The 19,826-nt window shown below is 75.9% G+C and carries 19 protein-coding genes and 1 tRNA gene; 6 read left to right on the forward strand and 14 right to left on the reverse strand.

The genetic code is table 11. The annotated features are described in order from the left end of the window. Nucleotides 1–4 precede the first annotated feature (4 nt). Together ACI8AC_RS12405 and ACI8AC_RS12410 are read right to left on the reverse strand one after the other, a co-directional pair. Complete coding sequence (locus tag ACI8AC_RS12405) at nt 5–808, reverse strand: TIGR02587 family membrane protein (protein WP_456898087.1); 804 nt, start codon at nt 806–808, stop codon at nt 5–7. A gap of 900 nt (nt 809–1,708) precedes the next feature. Further along, nucleotides 1,709–2,212 (reverse strand): ATP-binding protein, encoded by a 504-nt coding sequence (locus tag ACI8AC_RS12410; protein WP_456898088.1) that lies wholly within the window; start codon nt 2,210–2,212, stop codon nt 1,709–1,711. A gap of 216 nt (nt 2,213–2,428) precedes the next feature. Here ACI8AC_RS12410 and ACI8AC_RS12415 point away from each other — a divergent pair, with 216 nt between their 5' ends. The 4 genes from ACI8AC_RS12415 (at nt 2,429) to ACI8AC_RS12430 (ending at nt 6,337) form a co-directional block, all read left to right on the forward strand. Continuing rightward, nucleotides 2,429–3,676, forward strand: coding sequence for a PP2C family protein-serine/threonine phosphatase (locus ACI8AC_RS12415; protein WP_456898089.1), 1,248 nt, complete (start codon nt 2,429–2,431; stop codon nt 3,674–3,676). An 888-nt stretch (nt 3,677–4,564) separates the two neighbouring features. Then, entirely contained in the window at nt 4,565–5,443 is an 879-nt protein-coding gene (locus ACI8AC_RS12420) for a PAS domain-containing protein (protein WP_456898090.1), read from the forward strand. Nucleotides 5,444–5,508: 65 nt separating this feature from the next. After that, on the forward strand, nt 5,509–5,877 hold the full coding sequence (locus ACI8AC_RS12425) for an ANTAR domain-containing protein (RefSeq protein WP_456898091.1): 369 nt from the start codon (nt 5,509–5,511) through the stop codon (nt 5,875–5,877). 181 nt (nt 5,878–6,058) lie between these two features. Next, nucleotides 6,059–6,337, forward strand: coding sequence for a hypothetical protein (locus ACI8AC_RS12430; RefSeq protein ID WP_456898092.1), 279 nt, complete (start codon nt 6,059–6,061; stop codon nt 6,335–6,337). A gap of 307 nt (nt 6,338–6,644) precedes the next feature. Here ACI8AC_RS12430 and ACI8AC_RS12435 read toward each other — a convergent pair whose 3' ends face one another. The 3 genes from ACI8AC_RS12435 to ACI8AC_RS12445 all read right to left on the reverse strand — a co-directional run bounded on the left by ACI8AC_RS12435 (nt 6,645) and on the right by ACI8AC_RS12445 (nt 9,732). Continuing rightward, nucleotides 6,645–6,968: a helix-turn-helix domain-containing protein gene (locus ACI8AC_RS12435; protein ID WP_456898093.1), complete on the reverse strand. Its 324-nt coding sequence runs from the start codon at nt 6,966–6,968 to the stop codon at nt 6,645–6,647. A gap of 815 nt (nt 6,969–7,783) precedes the next feature. After that, nucleotides 7,784–8,746, reverse strand: coding sequence for an AraC family transcriptional regulator (locus ACI8AC_RS12440; protein WP_456898094.1), 963 nt, complete (start codon nt 8,744–8,746; stop codon nt 7,784–7,786). Between the two features lie 386 nt (nt 8,747–9,132). Next, complete coding sequence (locus ACI8AC_RS12445) at nt 9,133–9,732, reverse strand: GNAT family N-acetyltransferase (protein ID WP_456898095.1); 600 nt, start codon at nt 9,730–9,732, stop codon at nt 9,133–9,135. 222 nt (nt 9,733–9,954) lie between these two features. On the opposite strand from ACI8AC_RS12445, the gene ACI8AC_RS12450 reads away from it, so the two are divergent. Beyond that, nucleotides 9,955–10,182, forward strand: coding sequence for a hypothetical protein (locus ACI8AC_RS12450; protein WP_456898096.1), 228 nt, complete (start codon nt 9,955–9,957; stop codon nt 10,180–10,182). Between the two features lie 102 nt (nt 10,183–10,284). On the opposite strand, the gene ACI8AC_RS12455 is transcribed toward ACI8AC_RS12450, so the two are convergent. The 6 genes from ACI8AC_RS12455 to xylA all read right to left on the reverse strand — a co-directional run bounded on the left by ACI8AC_RS12455 (nt 10,285) and on the right by xylA (nt 15,692). Then, nucleotides 10,285–10,358: transfer RNA gene (locus tag ACI8AC_RS12455), tRNA-Pro, on the reverse strand. 112 nt (nt 10,359–10,470) lie between these two features. After that, nucleotides 10,471–11,817 (reverse strand): ribosome biogenesis GTPase Der, encoded by a 1,347-nt coding sequence (gene der / locus ACI8AC_RS12460; protein ID WP_456898097.1) that lies wholly within the window; start codon nt 11,815–11,817, stop codon nt 10,471–10,473. Next, nucleotides 11,814–12,527, reverse strand: a complete 714-nt coding sequence (gene cmk, locus ACI8AC_RS12465; protein WP_456898098.1) for a (d)CMP kinase — start codon at nt 12,525–12,527, stop codon at nt 11,814–11,816. The genes der and cmk overlap by 4 nt, the downstream gene beginning before the upstream one ends. Nucleotides 12,528–12,631: 104 nt before the next feature. Beyond that, on the reverse strand, nt 12,632–12,994 hold the full coding sequence (gene aroH, locus ACI8AC_RS12470; protein ID WP_456898099.1) for a chorismate mutase: 363 nt from the start codon (nt 12,992–12,994) through the stop codon (nt 12,632–12,634). A gap of 92 nt (nt 12,995–13,086) precedes the next feature. Next, nucleotides 13,087–14,487 carry a xylulokinase gene (xylB, locus tag ACI8AC_RS12475; protein ID WP_456898100.1) on the reverse strand — a complete coding sequence of 467 codons (1,401 nt, stop codon included), beginning with the start codon at nt 14,485–14,487 and terminating at the stop codon, nt 13,087–13,089. Further along, the gene (gene xylA, locus ACI8AC_RS12480) at nt 14,487–15,692 is read right to left on the reverse strand and encodes a xylose isomerase (RefSeq protein WP_456898101.1); all 1,206 of its coding nucleotides are present in this window, start codon (nt 15,690–15,692) and stop codon (nt 14,487–14,489) included. Before xylA ends, xylB begins: the two co-directional genes overlap by 1 nt. A gap of 92 nt (nt 15,693–15,784) precedes the next feature. On the opposite strand from xylA, the gene ACI8AC_RS12485 reads away from it, so the two are divergent. Beyond that, nucleotides 15,785–17,026, forward strand: a complete 1,242-nt coding sequence (locus tag ACI8AC_RS12485; RefSeq protein ID WP_456898102.1) for an ROK family protein — start codon at nt 15,785–15,787, stop codon at nt 17,024–17,026. A 51-nt stretch (nt 17,027–17,077) separates the two neighbouring features. Here ACI8AC_RS12485 and ACI8AC_RS12490 read toward each other — a convergent pair whose 3' ends face one another. From ACI8AC_RS12490 to ACI8AC_RS12500, 3 genes are all read right to left on the reverse strand, one after another. After that, nucleotides 17,078–17,914 carry a pseudouridine synthase gene (locus tag ACI8AC_RS12490; RefSeq protein WP_456898103.1) on the reverse strand — a complete coding sequence of 279 codons (837 nt, stop codon included), beginning with the start codon at nt 17,912–17,914 and terminating at the stop codon, nt 17,078–17,080. A gap of 223 nt (nt 17,915–18,137) precedes the next feature. Beyond that, a complete protein-coding gene (scpB, locus tag ACI8AC_RS12495) occupies nt 18,138–18,974 on the reverse strand; it encodes an SMC-Scp complex subunit ScpB (RefSeq protein ID WP_456898104.1) in 837 nt (278 codons plus the stop codon). Next, nucleotides 18,971–19,807, reverse strand: a complete 837-nt coding sequence (locus ACI8AC_RS12500) for a segregation and condensation protein A (RefSeq protein ID WP_456898105.1) — start codon at nt 19,805–19,807, stop codon at nt 18,971–18,973. Before ACI8AC_RS12500 ends, scpB begins: the two co-directional genes overlap by 4 nt. Nucleotides 19,808–19,826: the final 19 nt, after the last annotated feature.

Below are 19,826 nucleotides of genomic sequence, written 5' to 3' on the forward strand. Positions count from 1 at the left end.
CTCGTCACAGGATGAGCCGGGCCGCCGCAGCGCCCAGGCTCGCGGGGAGGGCCAGTACCACCGACTCGGTGACCACCATGAGCAGCCCGGTGTCGACGAAGCGGCCCAGCGTCCACAGGAGGTAGGCCGAGACGCCGAGTGCGAGGGCGTAGCCCACGACGGTGAAGGTGACGAAGGCCCTGACCGGTCCTTCGTCCTCCTCCTGCCCGCCGAAGCCGACCCCGTAGACGAAGGCGTGCATCAGCGCCAGGCTGATGGCGACGAGGACCAGCGTGTGCCAAGGGGTCATCTTCGCCGCCAGCAGCACGATCTCCTCCGTCGGTGCCAGGTTCGCGGCGAACACCACCGCCCCGGCCACCATCAGGAACAGCTCGTGGCCGTACCCGGACCTGCCCGGGGAGGCGCTGCTCTCCCCGAGCTGGGCGCGGGCGTAGGAGGCGCCGACCGCGGCCGGAAGCAGTTCCAGGCCGACGATCGACGTCGCGTCGCGCCAGTCCCGCAGCCAGTCCAGGACGTCGAGGGTGGTGAGGACGACCGCAGCGGCGACGGCCGCAGCGAGGAACGCGACCCCCGCGTCGACCAGGGCAGGGCGCCACCCGGACGCCCCGGAGCCTCCCAGGTGACGGGCCAGGCCGATGACCAGCAGGACGGTGCCGACCGCGAGGGCGGCCAGGCGGTAGCGGTCGACGGCCACCCCCAGCCGCCACACCTCCATCGTCATCAGGACGGGCATGGCGAACAGCAGGGCTCCGCCGACGGCCCGGCCGAATCCCTTGATCAGTTGGCGTGCTTCGGTCTGCTGCGGCATCGCGCTCCACTCCGGTCAGGTCGTCGCGCGAGGTCCGCAGAGATGAACGGAGCCGGTCGGTTCGGGCGGTCCTCCGGCGAGCGTCCAGCCCTGTCCCTGCCACGGGCGAGACGCTTCCGCGAGGTCCCGGGAGCAGGGTGCAGAACGCTCTCCGGTCCCGTGGCTCACCAGAAGAAATGAGTCTGACAGGCGTGCCCGAACCGCGGGAAGAACGCCCACCGGCGGAGCCGGCGTTGACATCGCAACGTCACGAACGGTGGGCGATCCCCGGCGATGTGCGACATCGACTGGGCCAGCAGCAGAACGACCCCATCCCGGCGACGACGGAGACGACGTTCACGCTCGTGCCCGCCGCGAGCGTGCGCGTGGGGTGCTGGGGCATCGGCCGACGGACCCCTTGACCCCCAGTCATGTCCGGGGCGTTCGCCGTCGTCCGCCCCGGCTCTGCTCCTGCAGGTCAACGCCTTGTGACGTCCCGAGGGGTCCGCCCTGGTTCGCTTCCATACGTAGCCCGTTGCTGTATGGGTTGCTGTACGACTCTCCCGCACTCGGGCGTGTCATCGACAGTCCCCGGGACATCGCCGCCCCGCCTCGCTCCTGTCTCTGCAGTCGGCCTGTGGGACACCTCCGGCGACGACTCGAGTGCCTACGCTTCCGCCGTGATCGGGAGCGTTCCGTTCACGTGCTCCCGCTGTGGCGGCGCGTTTGCGGCCCGGACGCGGTCGTGGTGCGCCGGGTGTGGCCGTCTCCGAGCCTCGCCGGGCACCGCCGCGCCAGTCAGGGCTTCAGGGCAGTACGCCCGCGATCACGGTCACGGCCCCGGACGTCCTCGGCGGCCCGGGGCGCTGTCGGGGGCTCGCGCGCCGTGTGCTGCTGACCGCGGCGGCGACCGCCGCCGACTCAGCGGCGCGGGCGGCCACCCGGCGGCGGTGATGGCATTGACGCGACGTCGGCAGGTGCCACGTACGCCCAGACGTACTTGCGGCCGTCGCGAGGAAACCACCCGTGCGCGGCGCAGAGCCGCGCGACCAGATGCAGCCCGTGGCCACCGCGGGCGGGGTCCCGGCCGGTCGCGGGGGTGGGCGGCCGGTCGGCGGCGGCGTCGCTGACCTCCAGCAGCCAGCCGGCGCCAGCGGCGGTGACCATGACGTGTACGGGCGGGCGGCCGTGGCGCAGCCCGTTGGAGGCCAGCTCCTCGAAGGTCAGCAGTGCGGTGTCGATCGCATCGGCGTCAGCGTCGGCGGCGGTGACGGCGTCGGCGGCGGTGGCCAGCGGCCCGTCACGCAGGGCGTGGTGCAGGTCCGCGCGCAGCGCGGTGAGTTCGGCGGCGGTGCGCGGCGTGCCCAGCCACGCCGCGCCGGTGGCGAGGTCGGGAGGTGGCCGCTGCTGCCAGTGCGCGTTCATGTGCCTCGTTCGGTACAGGGATGGGCCGCCCTGTGCGCAGTGGGGCGCGGCCGGGGAGGCCGTTGCGCTGCCGCGTGGAACGAGCCGGTCTCGTCTGCTTCGTTCCGCGGCGCCGACCGTATCCGGCCGTGACCTGCGCCAACCGGCGCGGTTGGCCGGATCGGCCTGCTGGAGCAGTGCCGCTGTGGGCCGTCGTCGCCCGGCTAGGGTCGGCGCGTGGATGGACGGGGCGGGGGTCGGCTGGATGTCGGTGGACTGCTGCACGAGGTCGAGGCGGCCGCGCCGGTCGACGCGGTGCCGGCGGTCGCGGCCGCGCTCGCGGAGATGGTCGACGCCCGCCAGGTGCACCTGCTCCTCGTCGACTTCAGCGGCCGCGCGGTCGTGCGGCTGACGTCGGCCGACCGGGTCGACGGCGCCCGCAGCCGCGGGCCGGAGCAGGCCGAGACGCTTCCGCTGCCGGGCACCGTGTACGACCGCGTCCTGCGCGCGCAGCAGACCGATGTGCGGCGGGTCGCCGGCGGCGCCCGGCTCGTCGTTCCGGTCACCGACCGCGGCGACGCCATCGGGCTGCTGGAGCTGACGCTGCCCCGCTTCCCCTCCGCCCGGGAGGTCGCCGACATCGGCGACGCCGCGCACGCGCTGGCCTACGTCCTGGTCGCCGCCCGGCGGCACACCGACGTGTTCGAGTGGGGCATGCGCACGACTCCGTTCTCCCTGGCGGCGGAGATCCAGCGCCGGCTGCTGCCGGGCGCGTACACCTGCGAGGCCGGGCAGTTCACCCTCGCCGGCTGGCTGGAGCCGGCCGCCGCGGTGGGTGGGGACACCTTCGACTACAACCTCGACCGCGACTTCCTGCACCTGTCGATCACCGACGCGGTGGGGCACCACGTCGCGGCAGCCCTGCTGGCCACCCTGCTGGTCGGCGGCCTGCGCAACGGCCGCCGGAAGGGGCTCGACCTCGCCGCGCAGGCCGGCTACGCCAACGACTGCCTGGCCGAGAACGCGCCTCCGGGGCAGTTCGTCACCGGTCAGCTCGTACGCGTGGACCTGCGCGCGGGCACCGCCGAGATCGTCAACGCCGGGCACACCCTGCCGCTGCGCCTGCGCGGCGGGGTCGTGGAGGAGATCGCCCTGCGCGTCGAGGCACCGTTCGGGGTGCTGCCCCGCAAGGCCTTCGACGTGCAGCGTTTCCCCCTCGAGCCCGACGATCGGATCGTCTTCCTCACCGACGGCATGCTCGAGCGCAACGCGGCATCCCTCGACGTGGCCGCGGCGCTGGCCGACACCGCGGACCTGCACCCGCGGGAGGTCGTGCACGCCCTCGGGGCCGCCGTACTGACCGCGACCGGCGGGAAGCTCCGCGACGACGCCACGATGCTCTGCTTCGACTGGTACGGCGGGCCGCCGCGCGCCCGCACCACCGAGCAGGGGGCCGATCCCGACCGCACCTCGCCGAGCGCCTGATCCGCACCTCGGAAGCCCGCAGCTCCGGGAGGGCTTCCGGAGACGGGTCCTGTCGGCGGGGCGTGACCGCACGATGTCCGCGGTCTCGGCGCGGGGTCACCGAGGGTGCGACACCAGTGCGCACGGGGTAACCGGGGCAACCGCCGGGGGCGATGCTGAGGTGGCGCACCAAGCCAGCCCGGGCACGAGACGGGGAGGGACAGGCCATGCAGCGGATCCGGCCCCGAACCGCACGGGAGACGGCGATCGTGCTCCGGCTGCGGAGCAGGTCCGTGCGTGACCGGGCGGAGGCGATCCTGCTGGAGGCACAGCTGACCTGCGCTGATGCCGCCCTGCAACACGTGCGGTGCCGTGTCCACCGGGAGGCCGATCATCGCCGATGGCGGACGTAGCTCGCCGTCCTGACCGGCTCCGCCGACGCCGGCGCCGCCGTCCTCGCCGTCCGCCGCCTCCCGGTGCCCCGGTAGGCCCACCGTCGACGGCATGCCGCCCGGGTGCCTTCAGCCGGTCGGACGGCCTCCGGCCGGCTCCGGCGGTCCGGCGAGTGGCTCAGGCTCGACCGGGGGCATCTGGTCGGCCTCCCGCTCCCGCGGCGACACGGCCGGCACCGGTAGCAGCCGGCACGGATGCCGGGCGCGCGGAGGGGGGATCGGCACGTCCTCCAGGTCGACCAGCGGCAGCAGCCGCCGCAGGACGGGCGCGCACCGACGAGGACGATGACCGCACCCGCCTCGGTGGCCGCACGGTGGGCCACTGCCAGCGCCCGCAGCCCGGCGGAGTCGCAGAAGGTCAGCTCCGTCGGGTCCAGCGCCATCACCGGCGCGGCCGGCCGTACGCTCGGTGGCGCACGGGCTCCGCGCTGACATCCCGCCTCGCGGGGAGGGCACCGTGGCCGAACCGCCGACGCAGGTGGACTCCGCCGTCATCGCCGCCGCGCTGGAGCGGCTCCGGGGCGCTCCGCCGGCGCCGGAGGAACAGCTGTTGGAGGCGCTGGGCGAGCTCGAGGTCGCCTACGAGGAGCTGCAGGTAGCCGAGGAGGAGCTGCGCACCCAGCAGGAGACGATCGCTGAACTGCTGGCCACCGACCGGCGGCGCCGGGAACACCAGCTGGTCGACACGCTGCCGGTGGCGCTGCTGCGTACCGACGCCGAGGGGCAGATCCTGCACGGCAACCCCGCCGCGGCCCAGCTGCTCGGCCTGCCCGCAGCCCGGCTGGCCCGGCGGGTGCTGCTGGCCTCGGTCGAGCTGGCCGACCGCGGCCCGCTGCGCCGGGCGCTGTCGGTGCTGGCCACCGGCGAGCGTGGCGAGGTCCAGGTCGACGTCACCTTCCACGGCCGGGACGGGCGGGCCCGGCCGGTCCGGCTGTTCGGCTGGCCGGAGGCCACCTCGCCGGGGCCGGCGGTGCTGCGCTGGCTGGGCATCGAAGCGCCCGCCACCGGCAGCCCGGCCGCGCTGCCCCTGGCCGGTGAGGCGGCAACCACCGAGCCGGTGGCCACGGAGGCGGCCGGCGACGCCGGCGGCGCGGGGATGGCGATGGCCCAGGCGTTCGCCGAGCTGGTCCTGCTGCCGCTGGACGCCGGTGACGAACAGCGGCTGCTGCACCGGATCGTCACCGTCGTCCGCGGAGCAGTGCCCGGCGCGACCGCGCTGAGCATCAACGTCGGCCCGCCGATGGAACCACAGCTGCTGGCCAGCGACGACACCGTCGCGCAGGTCTTCGACGGCCATCAGATGCTCGCAGGGGAGGGCCCCTGCCAGGACGCCTAGGAGCAGCGAGCCGTCGTCGTCACCGCCGACGTCACCGCCGACGTCACCACCGACGCCCGCTGGCCGTGCCGGCGCAACTGCCCGACCAGCGGTGGATGGTCCTCAACGTCTACAGCGACCGCCCGGGCGTGTTCACCGGCGGCAGCGTCCGGCTGGGGGAGATGGTCGCCGCGGCGGTCGCCGCCATCCTGCGTGAGGTCGCCGAGCGGGCCGCGCTCGGACAGCTGGCGGCCAACCTGGAGCGGGCGCTGACCTCCCGGGCGGTCATCGACCAGGCGAAAGGAGTGCTGATCGCCCGCACCGGCGGCTCCGCCGAGGACGCGTTCGACCGGCTGTCCCGGCTCAGCCAGGCGCTCAACGCCAGGCTCCGCGACCCGGCCCCGATGGTGGTCGCGGGCAATCGGGACGTGCTGACCATCCTCGACCGCATCTGACCGGGCCGCAGGTCGCCGTGGTCGTCCACCCCACCGAGTCCCGGGCACCGAGTGCTGTGGCGCAGCCTCGTCCGATGTCGGCGGCCCTCTGGCGGCGTGCTTCGTTCCCGGGCGAGTCCGCGGGGTGGACCGTTCGCCCGCAGGTGTAGCGGGCCCGTGACGGGCTGCGCACGCTCACCCCGTGACGGCAGCACCCGAGCGGTCGCCGCTCAGCTGTAGGCGGGCCGCGGCCGTTCGCCAGTCCGCTGAAGCGATCCGGGCGGCCGCCGCGACGGCCGCAGCCGCGGCGTTGAGCTACGACGCCGTCGCGGACGCCGCGGACGCGGCCGCCGGCACCACCGATGAGCCCGAGCCGCACCGGAACCGGGCGGCATGGGCGCGCACACGGGCCGACGCGCTACGCCGCCTGGCGCTGCGGATGTGGGCGCGGGCCGACGCGCTCGAGTCCGCTGCGCACTGACCGGCAGCTCCCCGGGCAGACGAACCGCCACCCCCACGAAGCGCAGCCGCGTGCCTGCTCGGTCGGCGCCGCCCGCGGCCGGGGAGTTCGCTGACCGCGGGTCGCCGCGTGCGGCCGGTTTCTCGGACGAGCAGCGCCCCGCTGAGCCCAGGCGGTGGCCCTCCGCACGCGGCGCGCCCCACGAGCAGGCAGCGAGGGCACCGGTGGGCGCGAGGGCCGACAGTCGGGGGCACGCGCAGCGTGCGACGCCGATCGACCTGTCCGAGATGGCGGCGCGTCGCGCCGCTGCGGCCGAGCGGGCCTGGCGCTACGCGGTCGAGCTCGTCACCGACGCCGCCGCATGCCAGCAGCGGGCGGAGGCGCTGCGCCGGGGACTGGAGGGCCGCCGGCTGCGGGCCGGACGAGGCGGCGGCTCAGGTGCGCAGGGTGGAGCTGGCAGCACGCCGTAGGCGGCGCGGTAGCGCTCGGTGAACCGGCTGGGGGTGAAGCCCCAGCGGGCGGCGACGGCGGTCACGGTGACCCCGTCGCCGGGGGTGGCGTCGCGTAGCTCCCGGTGCGCCTGGGCCAGCCGCACCTGGCGGAGGTAGGCGGTCGGGGTGGTGTTCCGGTGCCGGCGGAAGGCCAGCTGCACCGCGCGGGGGGGTGACGTAGGCGGCGCGGGCGATGTCGGCCAGGGAGATGTCGGCGTCCGCGTTGGCGTCGATGAACGCGGTCGCGCGGCGCAGCGTGCCGGGGTGGGCGTCGGCGCGGTCCGCAGCCGCGGGTTCGGCAACGGCGGTGTTCGGCAAGATCGTCAGCGCGGTCGCGGCCAGCAGCCGTGCGGCCGGCCCGAGCAGCAGCGGCGAGGCCGCGGCCTCGCGCTCGGCGACCAGGTCGTCGACGAAGCGGGCGACCTGCCGCCATCGAGCAGCTCCGCCGGGAGTGGCCTGCGAGGCGGTGAACCGCCACGGCTCGTTCGTGGCGGGAGTGCCCCGGGCGACGTCCGTGAGCAGTGACTGCGGGAGGGCGACGCTGAGGGTCCGAGCTTCATGACTGTCGGCGATGGCTCGGGTGTCGGGGTGATTGGCGATGAACACGTCCCCGGGCACGTACCGCTCGAGGTCGTGCCCGAGGTCGTACCCGATGGCACCGGCGACGGCTACGGAGATGAGGAAATCGTCCTGGCCGGCCAAGTCGAACGTGAGGTCGGCGGGCACCATGACATCGCTGATGCTGAATGCACCCGCGTCCAGCATCCTGACGCTGGCCTCCCACCTGGTGTCCGGGGAAGCCTTCAGCTGCAGCCGGCCGCCGAAGAGGTTGTCGATGAGCTCTCGCGCCTCGCCCGGGTCAGACGTGGCGTACTCATGCCGCCGTAGTGCTCCCGGTGTGGCGGTTCCCATGCCGCCCTCCCCTCCCGCTCGTGAGGCGATGTCAACTCGCAGGGCGATGTCAGTCCCAGGACCGTCAGGTGCGCAGGGTGTGGGCGGGGGTCACCCCGTAGGCGGCGCGGTAGGCGGCGGCGAACCGGTCGGGCTTGGCGAACCCCCAGCGCCGCGCGATCGCCGCCACCGTGTCCCCGGCGGTGGGGTCGGCGGCCTGCAGCTCCCGGTGTGCGCCTTCCAGCCGCACCCGCCGCACGTAGCCCATCGGGCTGAGCCCGAGGTGGCGGGCGAAGGCCAGCTGCAGCGCCCGCGGCCCGACCCCGGCGGCGCGGGCGACGTCGGTGACGCTGATCGGCAGCGAGGCGTGCGCGTCGACGAACGCCACCGCTCGCCGTACGACCGCGGGCGCCACCGCGCCGGCGCCGGGCAGGTAGCCCGACGTCATCGTGGTGTTCGGGAACGCCGCCAGCGCGGTCGCCGCCACCAGCTCGGCCAGCTGCGCGGCGACCAGCGGCTCGGCCAGCCCGCTGCCGGGATCGGCCACCTGCTGGTGCACGAACCGCATCAGCCCCAGACAGGTGCGGCGCATCGGCTCGGACACCGGGCTCATCCCGTCGAACCGGACGTCGGCCCCGGGGACACCCAGCCGCTCCTCGGCCACCCGCTCGATCACCGCCAGCGGCAGCCGCACGATGCCCACGTCCACGTCGTCCCACTCGTTCGTGAACGGCACGCCGGTCGGGCACCGGAACACCACACCCGGTCGTGTGGTGACCTGCTCCCGGCCCGCCACGTACCGGCACCCACCGCTCACCGGACTGGTCACCACCAGGTCGCTCAGCGGGGCGACCGCGCAGCGCATGCCCGCGGTGAACCTCAGCCGGTCCGCGGTCAGGTGACCGGCCGTTGCCGACCGGAGCTCGCAGGTGAACGACCCGCGGACGCCGGAGAACGCGAGCGGACGCTCCGAGCGGTAGAGGTCGGTGAGCACGGCTTGGGCGACGTCCGGCTCCCGGATGGACAGCTCGACGACCTCGACCGGCATGACGCGACTCCGAGGGTGCGCGTTCGAGGGGCCGTGGCTGAGCCGCCGCCGGCAGCGCCGGCCCGGCCGACGGTAACCGCCGACACCCGCTGTGCGAAGCCCTTCGCCCCGCAGCGCAGTGGATGCCGCTTCGCGCACGCACTTGACGGAGTACGGCCGGGCCGGCGGACGGGGCTACCCCAGGCGGGCGCCGCAGTCACGCTCGCCGCCGCAACCTCACGCACGCCACCGCAATCACGCCCACGCACCCCGCCGCAATCCCAGGCTCGCACGGCGCGACCATGCCGCTCGCCGACAAGGGCGGAGTGGCCGACGAAGCTGCCGGCACGGACGGTCGCCGGCCTGGGCACCCGTGGAGATCTCGGTGAGGACGGCCGATTGGCCGCTCACCGCGTCCGTGCGGTCAGCCGCTCGGTGAACAGGACCAGGTCGTCACCGTCGGTCCACCAGTTCGGGATCTGGCCGACCCGTTCGTAGCCGCACCGGTCGTAGAAGGCGCGGGTGCCGGCGTACTGCGCGGTGCCCGAGGTGCGCACGGCCAGCGAGCGCCCGCCGCGGGCGGACAGGTCGGCTTCGGCGTGGCGCATCAGCATCCGTCCGGTACCGCGACCCTGCACGTCGGGACGGACCGCGATCATGGTGAGGTCCCAGACGCGGTCGGCGGCCTCTTCGGGCCGGTAGCACACGACCGCTGTCACCGTCCGCGCCGCAGGCGGGCCGGCGAGCGCGGCGGGATGCACCGTCAACCAGGCCTCCTCGACCAGGCAGGTCCGGCCATCGCCATCGCCGTCGCCGTCGCCCGGTCTCCGGGTGAGCGGTCCGAGCTCGTCGTCGAGCAAGGCGGCCTCCTCGGCCGTGAACATGCCGGCCGCGACGACGAGGTCGCGCACCGCCGGTAGGCCACTCGCGCGTAGTGGTCGCAGCACGACGGCCACCCTCGACCATGCGACCCCTACGGCGAAGCCCATTTCGGAGTCGTCGGTCATCGCCCACACGCGGGCGCGGCGCGCGGCGCGGAGGCCGAGTGGTTGGCGAACACCCACCTCGCCACGCCCGCCTCCACTCCGGTGGACCGGTGGCCCTCACCGCGGCGGGTCCCACAGCACCGCCAGCGTCAGGAGGTCACGACCACCCCGGGGGAGCTGCGGTAGCTGCGGCGCGACTTCGACGGGTGGCTCGATGCCCTCGACCCATCCGAGAGCGACCGTGTGGCGCTGGAGCTGGCCGCGTGGGAGGCGGTCGCCGACGCCGTCAACCACGCCTACCCGCCCGGTCCGGTCACCAGCTTCTTGCTGGCGGCCGGCACGCACACCAAGGTCGTCCAGGAGCACCTCGGGCACTCCTCGTACGTCATCACGGCGGACATCTACAGCCACGTGGGTCCGGCCCAGCAGCGGGAGGCGGCCGACCGGCTCGACCAGGCGCTTCGCTGGTGAGCGCTGCTGTCCGCGCTTCCCCTTGCTGTACGCGTTGCTGTACTCATGCGGGAGGCGGGCCACCCTCATCGGGTGACCCGCCTCTGACCTGCGGTTTCGCTGTCGGGCTGACAGGATTTGAACCTGCGACCCCTTGACCCCCAGTCAAGTGCGCTACCAAGCTGCGCTACAGCCCGAGCGCCGGGCGGCTCGCACCGCCCGATCGCTGCGCCGTCGAGGTTACCGCACGCCCCCCGCTCCGCTGCGCCCGGCTCCGCGGGCGGCTGGGGCCGGTCGGCGCCGCGCCGCTCAGCCCCGCTTGTCGGTCCCCCGCCCCTCCCGGACCTTGACCGAGATGTCGATCGGCGTGCCGTGGAAGCCGAACCGCTCGCGCAGCTTGCGCTCCAGGAAGCGCCGGTACCCGGCCTCGAGGAACCCGGTGGAGAAGACCACGAACCGCGGCGGGCGGACGTCGGCCTGCGTGACGTACTTGATCTTCGGCGCGCGGCCGCCCCGGGCCGGCGGCGGGGTCTCCTGCACCAGGGCCCGGACGAAGGTGTTCAGCTCCGCGGTCGGCACGCGGGTCTCCCAGGAGGCCAGCGCGTCCCGCAGGTGCTGGGCGAGCTTGCCCACCCCGCGCCCGGTGGTGGCGGAGATGTTCACCCGGGAGGCCCACCGCACCCGGGCGAGGTCGCGCTCGATCTCCCGCTCGAGCTGGGCGTGCCGGTCCTCGTCGAGGGTGTCCCACTTGTTCACCGCCAGCACCAGCGCCCGGCCGGCCTCCACCACCTGCGTGATGACCCGCTGGTCCTGCTCGCTGATCACCTCGTCGGCGGCGAGCAGGACGACGGCGACCTCGGCGGCCTGGATGGCGGCCTCGGTGCGCAGGCTGGCGTAGTACTCGGTGCCGCTGGCGGTGTTCACCTTGCGCCGCAGCCCCGCGGTGTCGACGAACCGCCACTCCTCGCCGCCGAGGGTGACGATGGAGTCCACCGGGTCGACCGTGGTGCCGGCGACCGAGTCGACGACCGACCGCTCGTCCTTGGCCAGCCGGTTGAGCAGGCTGGACTTGCCGACGTTCGGCCGCCCGACCAGGGCCACCCGTCGCGGGCCGCCCTCCTCGGGCTGCTCGCGGGGCGCCTCGGGCAACGCGTCGAGCACCAGGTCGAGCAGGTCGCCGCTGCCCCTGCCGTGCAGGGCGCTGACCGGCTGCGGCTCCCCCAGGCCCAGCGACCACAGCTCCGCAGCGTTGGCCTCGCTGCGCTCGTCGTCCACCTTGTTCGCCACCACGAGCACCGGCCGGTCGCTGCGCCGCAGGACGCGGGCGGCGGCCAGGTCGGTGTCGGTGGCGCCCACCGAGCTGTCGACGACGAGCACGATGACGTCGGCGGTGCGCATCGCGTACTCGGCCTGGCGGGTGATCGAGGCGCCGAGCCCGGCGGCCCGGGGGTCCCAGCCGCCGGTGTCGACGACGGTGAACCGCCTGCCGTTCCACAGCGCCTCGTAGGCGATCCGGTCGCGGGTCACCCCGGGCACGTCCTGCACCACCGCGGCCCGCCGGCCGAGGAAGCGGTTGACCAGGGTCGACTTGCCCACGTTGGGCCGGCCGACGATCGCCACCACCGGCAACGGCCCGCCGCTGCCCTCGACGCTCACGACCGCACCCCGACCGCCGAGGTGGCCAGCTCGACCACCCGGTCGACCACGCCCTCGCGGGAGAGGTCGGTGCTGTCGACGACCACCGCGTCGGCGGCCGGCCGCAGCGGGCTGTCGGCGCGGCTGCTGTCGTACTCGTCGCGCCGGCGCAGGTCGGCGGCCAGCGCCCGCACCTCGTCGGGGTCGGTGATGCCGAGCTGCCCGGCCCGCCGCTCGGCCCGGGCCTCGGGGGCGGCGGTGAGGTAGACCTTCAGCGTCGCGTCGGGGAGGACGACGGTGCCGATGTCGCGGCCCTCGACCACCACGGCGTCCGCCTCGGCCACCAGGGCCCGCTGCTGGTCCACCAGCTGCCGGCGGACGGCGGGCACCGCGGACACCGCCGACACCGCCCGGGTCACCTCGGCCCCGCGGATGCGCACCGCGACGTCCACGCCGTCGACCTGCACCAGCTCGGTGTCGGCCGCCGTCCCGACCTCGATGCGGGCCCGGCCGACCACCGCGGCCACGGCCGCGGCGTCCTCCGGGTCGACGCCGGCGTCGAGGACGGCGACGGTCGCCGCCCGGTACATCGCCCCGGTGTCGAGGTAGGCCGCGCCCAGCCGGGTGGCCACCGCCCGCGCCACGCTGGACTTGCCGGTGCCCGACGGTCCGTCGAGGGTCACCTGCCCCCGGAAGCCGCACCCCGCACCCTCACCCCGCAGGGCGGTCATCCGCTCGCTCCGCTCGCTCACTGTGCGATCACCCCGCACAGTGCTCACCCGCTCGCTCACTGTGCGATCACCCCGCACAGTGCTCATCCGCTCGCTCCGCTCGCTCACTGTGCGATGTCCCTCCGCAGCGCCACGGCCCCCCGCAGGTACACGTGCTGCACCTCGCCCCGCGGCCGCTGGGTCTCCACGTGCGCCATCAGCCGCAGCACCCGCGGCAGCGCGTGCGGCACGTCGATCTCGGTCGCGCACATCAGCGGGACGTCCCCGAGCCCCAGCTCCCGTGCCGCCAGCGCCGGGAACTCCGAGACGAGGTCCGGGGTGGCGGTGAACAGGATGCTGATCAGGTCCTCGGAGGTCAGGCCGTTGCGCTCGATCACCGTGCTCACGAGCTCGCGGGTGGCCGCGAGGATCTCCTCCCGGTCGTCGGCGTCCACCTGTGTGGCACCCCGGATGGCGCGGACGGCCACGGCACTCCCCTCGATCGGCGAGGGGCACGCGTCCGGCGTGCCCCTCGGTCGAGTCTAGGGAGCGCCCGCCACCGGCCCCCGGGCGCCGCCGGTCAGCCCGGCCGCCCGGCGGTGAGGTCGCGGACCTCGGCGTAGCGCTCGCGGACGGCGGCGGTCGGGTCGGCCTCGTGCACCTCGGTGCCCGGCCGCGGCCACTCCGGCGGCGCCTGCGCGCCGGAGAGGACCCAGGCGGCCTGACGGGCGGCGCCGTCGGCCACGTACTCCCCCGGCGGCGGCACGAGCACCGGCACGCCGAGGACGGCGGGCGCGATCCGGCGGACCGCCTCGGAGCGGGCGCCGCCGCCGACCAGGAACACCCGGTGCACCTGCGCCCCGGTGGCCCGGACGGCGTCGAGGCCGTCGGCCAGGCCGCACAGCAGCCCCTCGACGGCGGCGCGGGCCACGTGCGCCGGGGTGGAGGTCGCGAGGGTCAGCCCGTGCAGGGCGCCGGTCGAGCCGGGGCGGTCCGGTGTCCGCTCGCCCTCGAGGTAGGGCACCAGGACCAGGCCGCCGGCGCCGGCCGGGGCCGACAGCGCCAACCGGGACAGCTCGTCGTGGTCGACCCCGAGCAGCCGCGCGGTGGCGTCGAGCACCCGGGCGGCGTTGAGCGTGGCCACCAGCGGCAGGTAGTTGCCGGTGGCGTCGGCGAACCCGGCCACGGCGCCGCTGGCGTCGGCGGCCGGTGTCGTCGAGACGATCGACACGACGCCGGAGGTGCCGATCGAGCAGACGACGTCGCCGGGCTCGGCCGCCAGCCCCAGCGCCGCGGCGGCGTTGTCGCCGGTGCCGGGGCCCAGGACGGCGCCGGTGGTGGACGTCCCGGCGACCTCGGCCGGGCCGAGCACCCGCGGCACCACCGGGGTGCTGCCGAGCGCCCGCCGGAGCAGGTCCGGGCGGTACTCCCCCGTCGCCGCCGACCAGTAGCCGGTGCCGCTGGCGTCGCCGCGGTCGGTGACGAGGGCCTCCAGGCCCGGCTCCCCCGCCAGCACCCAGGTCAGCCAGTCGTGCGGCAGGCAGACCGCGGCGGTGCGGGCGGCGTTGCCCGGCTCGTGCTCGGCCAGCCAGCGCAGCTTGGTGACGGTGAACGACGCCACCGGCACCAGGCCGACGGCGTCGGCCCAGGCCTGCGGGCCGCCGAGCTCCCGGGTGAGGTCGGCGGCGGCCCCGGCGGAGCGGGTGTCGTTCCAGAGCAGGGCGTCGCGCACGACCCGGCCGTCCTCGTCGAGGCAGACCATGCCGTGCTGCTGCCCGCCGACGGCGACCGCGGCGACGTCGTCGAGGCCGCCGGCCTGCGCCACCGCCTGCTCCAGCGCCGCGGCCCAGGCCGCGGGGGCCACCTCGGTGCCCTCCGGGTGCGGTGCCCGGCCCTCGCGCACGAGGGCTCCGGACGCCGCGTCCCGGACCACGACCTTGCAGGCCTGGGTCGAGGTGTCGACCCCCGCGACCAGGGACATCAGCGGGCGCCGAGCAGGTGCTCGAGGGCCAGCTGGGACAGCCGCACCTGGCCACCGCGGCGGGCACCGGCGGCCTCGGCGTCGAAGTCCTCGAACGCCGAGCGGTCGGCCAGCAGCTGCTCGTGGGTCTCGCCGTCGCCGAGGGTCGGCTGCGCGAGCTCGGGCACCGCGGCGTCGGCGAGCGCCTCCTGCACCTCCGGGTCGGCGCGGAACGCGGCCGCCCGCTCCTTGAGCAGCAGGTAGGTGCGCATGTTGGCCGCGGCGGACTCCCAGACGCCCGTCACGTCCTCGGTGCGCAGCGGCTTGTAGTCGAAGTGCCGTGGGCCCTCGTAGCGCGGGCCGCCGGAGGGGAACCCGTTCTCCAGCAGGTCGACGGTGGCGAAGGCCGACAGCAGGTCGCCGTGGCCGAAGACGAAGTCCTGGTCGTAGCGCGGGCCCTTCTGGCCGTTGAGGTCCAGGTGGAACAGCTTGCCCTGCCACAGCGCCTGGGCGATGCCGTGCGTGTAGTTGAGGCCGGCCATCTGCTCGTGCCCGACCTCGGGGTTCACGCCCACCAGGTCGGCGTGCTCGAGGGTGGCGATGAAGGCGATGGCGTGCCCGATGGTCGGCAGGAAGATGTCGCCGCGCGGCTCGTTGGGCTTGGGTTCCAGGGCGAAGCGCAGGCCGTAGCCGCGGTCCTCCGAGTACTGCGCCAGGGTGTCGATGCCCTCGCGGTAGCGGTCCAGCGCGGCCCGGAGGTCCTTGGCGCTGTCGACCTCGGCACCCTCCCGGCCGCCCCAGAGCACGTAGGTCTGCGCGCCGAGCTCCGCGGCGAGGTCCATGTTGCGCATGACCTTGCGCAGCGCGAACCGGCGGACGCCCCGGTCGTTGGCGGTCAGCGCCCCCTCCTTGAACACCGGGTGGGTGAACAGGTTGGTGGTCACCATCGGCACGACCAGGCCGGTGTCGGCCAGCGCCTTCTTGAACGCCTCGATCCGCCGGGCGCGGGCGGCGTCGTCGCTGCCGAACGGGACCAGGTCGTCGTCGTGGAAGGTCACGCCCCACGCCCCGAGCTCGGCCAGCTCGTGCACCGACTCGACCGGGTCGAGGTCCGGGCGGGTGGCATCGCCGAACGGGTCGCGGGCCGGCCAGCCGACGGTCCACAGGCCGAAGGAGAACCGGTCGTCGGCGGTGGGCTGGGGAGTCGTCGTCGCTGGCGTCGTCATCTCGTTCCTCCGGGGGCTGCGGGTCGACCCGATGGGGGGCCGGACTTTGTATCAGTGTGGAACATAATCGGCGTCACAGCTAGCCTCGCGGCGTGCCCGATCCCGAGGGGGCCGCCCGCTCGCCGTCGGTGCGCCCGGCGAACCTGGCGCGCGTCCTGCGCACGGTCTGCGGCTGGGACGGCCCCCCGTCCCGGGCCGACGTGGCGGCGGCGACCGGCACCACGCGCGCCACGGCCTCCCGGCTGGTCGACGAGCTGGTCGCCGGCGGCCTGCTCGACGAGGTGGCGCGCCCGGCCCCGGCCCGCCGCGGGCGCCCGGCCACCCCGCTGGCGCCCGGCGCCCGCGTCGCCGCGCTCGGCCTGCAGGTGGACGCCGGGCTGCTGACCGCCCGGGTGCTCGACCTGCGCGGCCGGGTGCGCGCGGAGCGCGTCGTGGAGGGGGACCTGGTCGGCAGCGCGCCGGGCCCGACGCTGACCCGGCTGGCCGGGCTGGCCGGCGAGGTCCTGGCCGCGCTGCCGGGCGGGGTGCGCGTGGTGGGCGCCGGCCTGGCCCTGCCCGGCATCGTCGACCCCGGCACCGGGGTGCTGCTGCGGGCGCCGAACCTCGGCTGGTCCGCCGTCCGGCCGGCCGACACCCTCGCCGGGCTGCTGCCGCCGGAACTGGTCCCGGTCCCGGGCAACGAGGCCGACCTCGCCGCGCGCACCGTTGCCGAGGCCGCCCCGGGCCGGCCCGGGGGGTACCGGGACCTGCTCTACCTCTCCGGCCAGATCGGGGTGGGCGGGGCGGTCGTCCTGGGCGGCGCGGCCCTGACCGGCAGCGCGGGCTGGGCCGGGGAGGTCGGGCACGTGTGCGTCGACCCCGACGGGCCGGCCTGCCGGTGCGGCTCCACCGGCTGCCTGGAGCAGTACGCCGGCCGGCACGCCCTCATGGCCGCGGCCGGGCTGCCGCGGAGCGCCGGTCCGCGGGAGCTGGCCGACCGCGCCGCGGCCGGCGATGCCTTGGCGGGGGCGGCGCTGGAGCGGGCCGCGTGGGCGCTGGGCGTCGCGCTGGCCGGCGTGCTCAACGTGCTCGACGTCCCGGTGGTCGTGCTGGGCGGCCAGCTCGGCGAGCTCGGCGGGCTGCTCGCCCCGCGGGTCGAGGAGCACCTGGCCCGGCGCGTCCTGTCGGCCCGCTGGCGCCGGCCGCGGGTCGAGGCCGCCGTCGCCGCGCCCGCCGCCGGGGCGACCGGGGCGGCGCTGCGCGTCCTCGCCGGGGTGGTGGCCGACCCGGCCCGCTGGCTCGGGGACGGCGCGCCGGCCCCGGCTCGCCTGCCGAGGCCGGCCGTCAGCCGCTGAGCGGTGGGCGCCCGGGTGGCGCGGGAGACGGCGGGGCCGCCGGGCGGGCCGCTACAGGCCGACGAGCTCCTGCAGCGCGCCGACCTCGGCGCGCGAGAGCCGCCGGATCGAACCGGAGCGCATCCGCTGCAGCTGCACCGGGCCGACCGCGGTGCGGGTGAGCCGGGAGACCGGCAGCCCGACGTGCGCGAGCAGCCGCCGGACGATGTGCTTGCGCCCCTCGTGCAGCACCACCTCGACCACGGACTGGCCGGCGTGGGTGTCGACGACCGCGAACGAGTCGACCCGCACCGGGCCGTCCTCCAGCTCCACCCCCGCCCGCAGCCGGCGGCCGAGGTCCCGGGGCACCGACCCGGAGACCTGCGCCAGGTAGGTCTTGCGCACCTCGTACGAGGGGTGGGCGAGCCGGTGGGCCAGCTCCCCGTCGTTGGTGACCAGCAGCAGCCCCTCGGTGTCCTGGTCGAGCCGGCCGACGTGGACCAGGCCGGGCGCGAGGTCGCCGACCATGTCCCCCACGGTCGGGCGGGCCCGGTCGTCGCTCATCGCGGTGAGGACGCCGGCGGGCTTGTTCAGGGCGTAGGTGACCCGGTCGTCCCGGAGCTCGAGCCGGGCGCCGTCGACGGAGATGCGGTCCCGCCGCGGGTCGACCCGCATGCCCTGCACGGTGACCTTGCGGCCGTTCACCGCGATCCGCCCGGCCTCGATCATGTCCTCGCAGACCCGGCGGGAACCCACGCCGGCGCGGGCCAGGACCTTCTGCAGCCGCTCGCCCTGCGGCTCTCCCTCGGGCTCGGCGGCGCGGTCGGCCGGGTGCGGCGGGGCCAGCTCCACGCCGTCGGGCCACCCGGCGTCGGTGGGGGTGCTGTCGTCCTGCGGGGCGGTGTCCATCGCCGACCAGTCTCCCACCCGCGCGGCGGCGCGCTGCGCGCCTCCCGCTGTTCCCTCGCGACGCCCGCTCCCCGCCGCGACGCCCGCTCCCCGCGTCGGCGGCGTCCGGTTCCCCCGCCGCCCGGTCTACCGCCCGTCCGGTTCCCTGCTCGCCCGGGCACGGCACGGCACGGGTCACCCGGGATGCCTGCCGCCGGGCGGACCGGTGCGCAGCCGGCGGCGCTCAGACGTCGGGGTGCTCGTCGGCCAGCACCGCGGGATCGGGCAGCAGCGGGCCGAGCTCGGGCAGCTCGTCCAGGCCGGTCAGCCCCAGCCGCTCGAGGAACAGGGGCGTGGTCGCGTACAGGCCGCCGCCGCTGTCCGGGTCGCTGCCGACCTCCTGCACCAGGCCGCGGGCGAGCAGGGTGCGCATGACCCCGTCCACCCCGACACCGCGGATCGCCGCCACCCGCGCCCGGGTCACCGGCTGCCGGTAGGCGATGACGGCGAGGGTCTCCAGCGCCGCCTGCGTCAGCCGGCTGCGCTGCCCGCCGACGAGGTGGCGCTCGACCACCTCGGCGTGCTCCTCCCGGGTGTAGAGCCGCCAGCCCCCGCCCACCCGGCGCAGCGTGATCCCCGCGCCGCGGGCGTCGTAGCCGGCGGCCAGCTCGGCCAGGGCCGCGCGGACCCGTGGCACCGAGCAGCGCAGCGCGTCCGCGAGCGCGGTCTCCTCCGCGGGGCCGTCGACGACGAACAGCAGCGCCTCCAGACCGCCGAGCAGCGCCGCCGGCTCCGGCTCCGGCTCCGGCTCCGGCTCGGCCTCGGGCTCGGGCTCCGGCGCCGGTCCGGGTGCCGCGGCCGGGGTCGCGGACGGCGGCGCCAGCGGGGGCGGCTCGGCGACCGGGTCGGCCGGCGTCCCGGGCCGCGCGGACGGCCGCTCGGCGACGCGGGCGGCCAGCTCGGCGGCCACGGCGTCCCACGTCGCCGGGTCGGCGCCGCGGTCCTCGGCCTCCTCCCGGGTGGCGGCCAGCTCCGCGGCGAGGGCCTCCCAGGAGACGGGCGGGCGCTCGTCCCCGCTCACGGGACCTCCTCCGTGGAAGCGGGAGCCTCAGCACCCGGGGGCACGGCATCGAGAGGGACGGCGTCCGGCTCCTCGCCGCCGGTCCACCGCACGTGCAGCTCGCCGAGGGGGGTCAGCTGCTCGAACACCACCCGCTGCTGGCGGTACAGCTCCAGCAGGGCGAGGAACCGGGCCACCACCTCGAGGGTGCGGGTGCAGTCGGCGGTGAGCGCGCGGAAGCTCGCCGTCCCCGCGGCCATGAGCCGGTTGCGCACCAGGAGCAGCTGCTCCGGGACGCTGACCGGCGGGGCGTGCAGGTGCGCGGTGCTGACCGTGGCCGGGGAGCGCGGGGTGAGCGCGCGGGCGGCCAGCTCGGCCAGCCGCTGCGGGGTCACCCCCAGCAGCACCTCGGGCACCAGGCCGGCGAACCGCGGCTCGAGCGCGACGTCCCGGGCGTAGCGGCGGACGGCGACGGCCTCCCGCTCGCGGAGGAACCCCGCCGCCTGCTTGTAGGCCCGGTACTGCAGCAGCCGGGCGAAGAGCAGGTCGCGGGCCTCGAGCAGCTCGAGGTCCTCGTCGTCCTCCACGTCGGCGGCCGGCAGCAGGCGGGCCGCCTTGAGGTCGAGCAGGGTGGCCGCGACGACGAGGAACTCGCTGGCCTGGTCGAGGTCGAGCTCGTCGCCGAGCGCCCGCAGGTGGGCGATGAACTCGTCGGTGACCCGCGACAGCGCGATCTCGGTGACGTCGAGCTTGTGCCGCCCGATCAGCTGCAGCAGCAGGTCGAACGGGCCCTCGAAGTTGGTGAGCCGGACGGTGAAGCGGGGTGCCGCCTCGGCCGCCCGGTCTGCGCTCACACCACCGACCGTAGCCCGG

The organism is Geodermatophilus sp. SYSU D00758 (assembly GCF_054049955.1).

Coding starts and splice junctions, on each gene's coding strand:
- ACI8AC_RS12405 (WP_456898087.1), bottom strand. CDS start 808: ATGCCGCAGCAGACCGAAGCACGCCAACTGATCAAGGGATTCGGCCGG.
- ACI8AC_RS12410 (WP_456898088.1), bottom strand. CDS start 2,212: ATGAACGCGCACTGGCAGCAGCGGCCACCTCCCGACCTCGCCACCGGC.
- ACI8AC_RS12440 (WP_456898094.1), bottom strand. CDS start 8,746: ATGCCGGTCGAGGTCGTCGAGCTGTCCATCCGGGAGCCGGACGTCGCC.
- ACI8AC_RS12445 (WP_456898095.1), bottom strand. CDS start 9,732: ATGACCGACGACTCCGAAATGGGCTTCGCCGTAGGGGTCGCATGGTCG.
- cmk (WP_456898098.1), bottom strand. CDS start 12,527: ATGACCGCCCTGCGGGGTGAGGGTGCGGGGTGCGGCTTCCGGGGGCAG.
- xylB (WP_456898100.1), bottom strand. CDS start 14,487: ATGTCCCTGGTCGCGGGGGTCGACACCTCGACCCAGGCCTGCAAGGTC.
- xylA (WP_456898101.1), bottom strand. CDS start 15,692: ATGACGACGCCAGCGACGACGACTCCCCAGCCCACCGCCGACGACCGG.
- ACI8AC_RS12490 (WP_456898103.1), bottom strand. CDS start 17,914: ATGGACACCGCCCCGCAGGACGACAGCACCCCCACCGACGCCGGGTGG.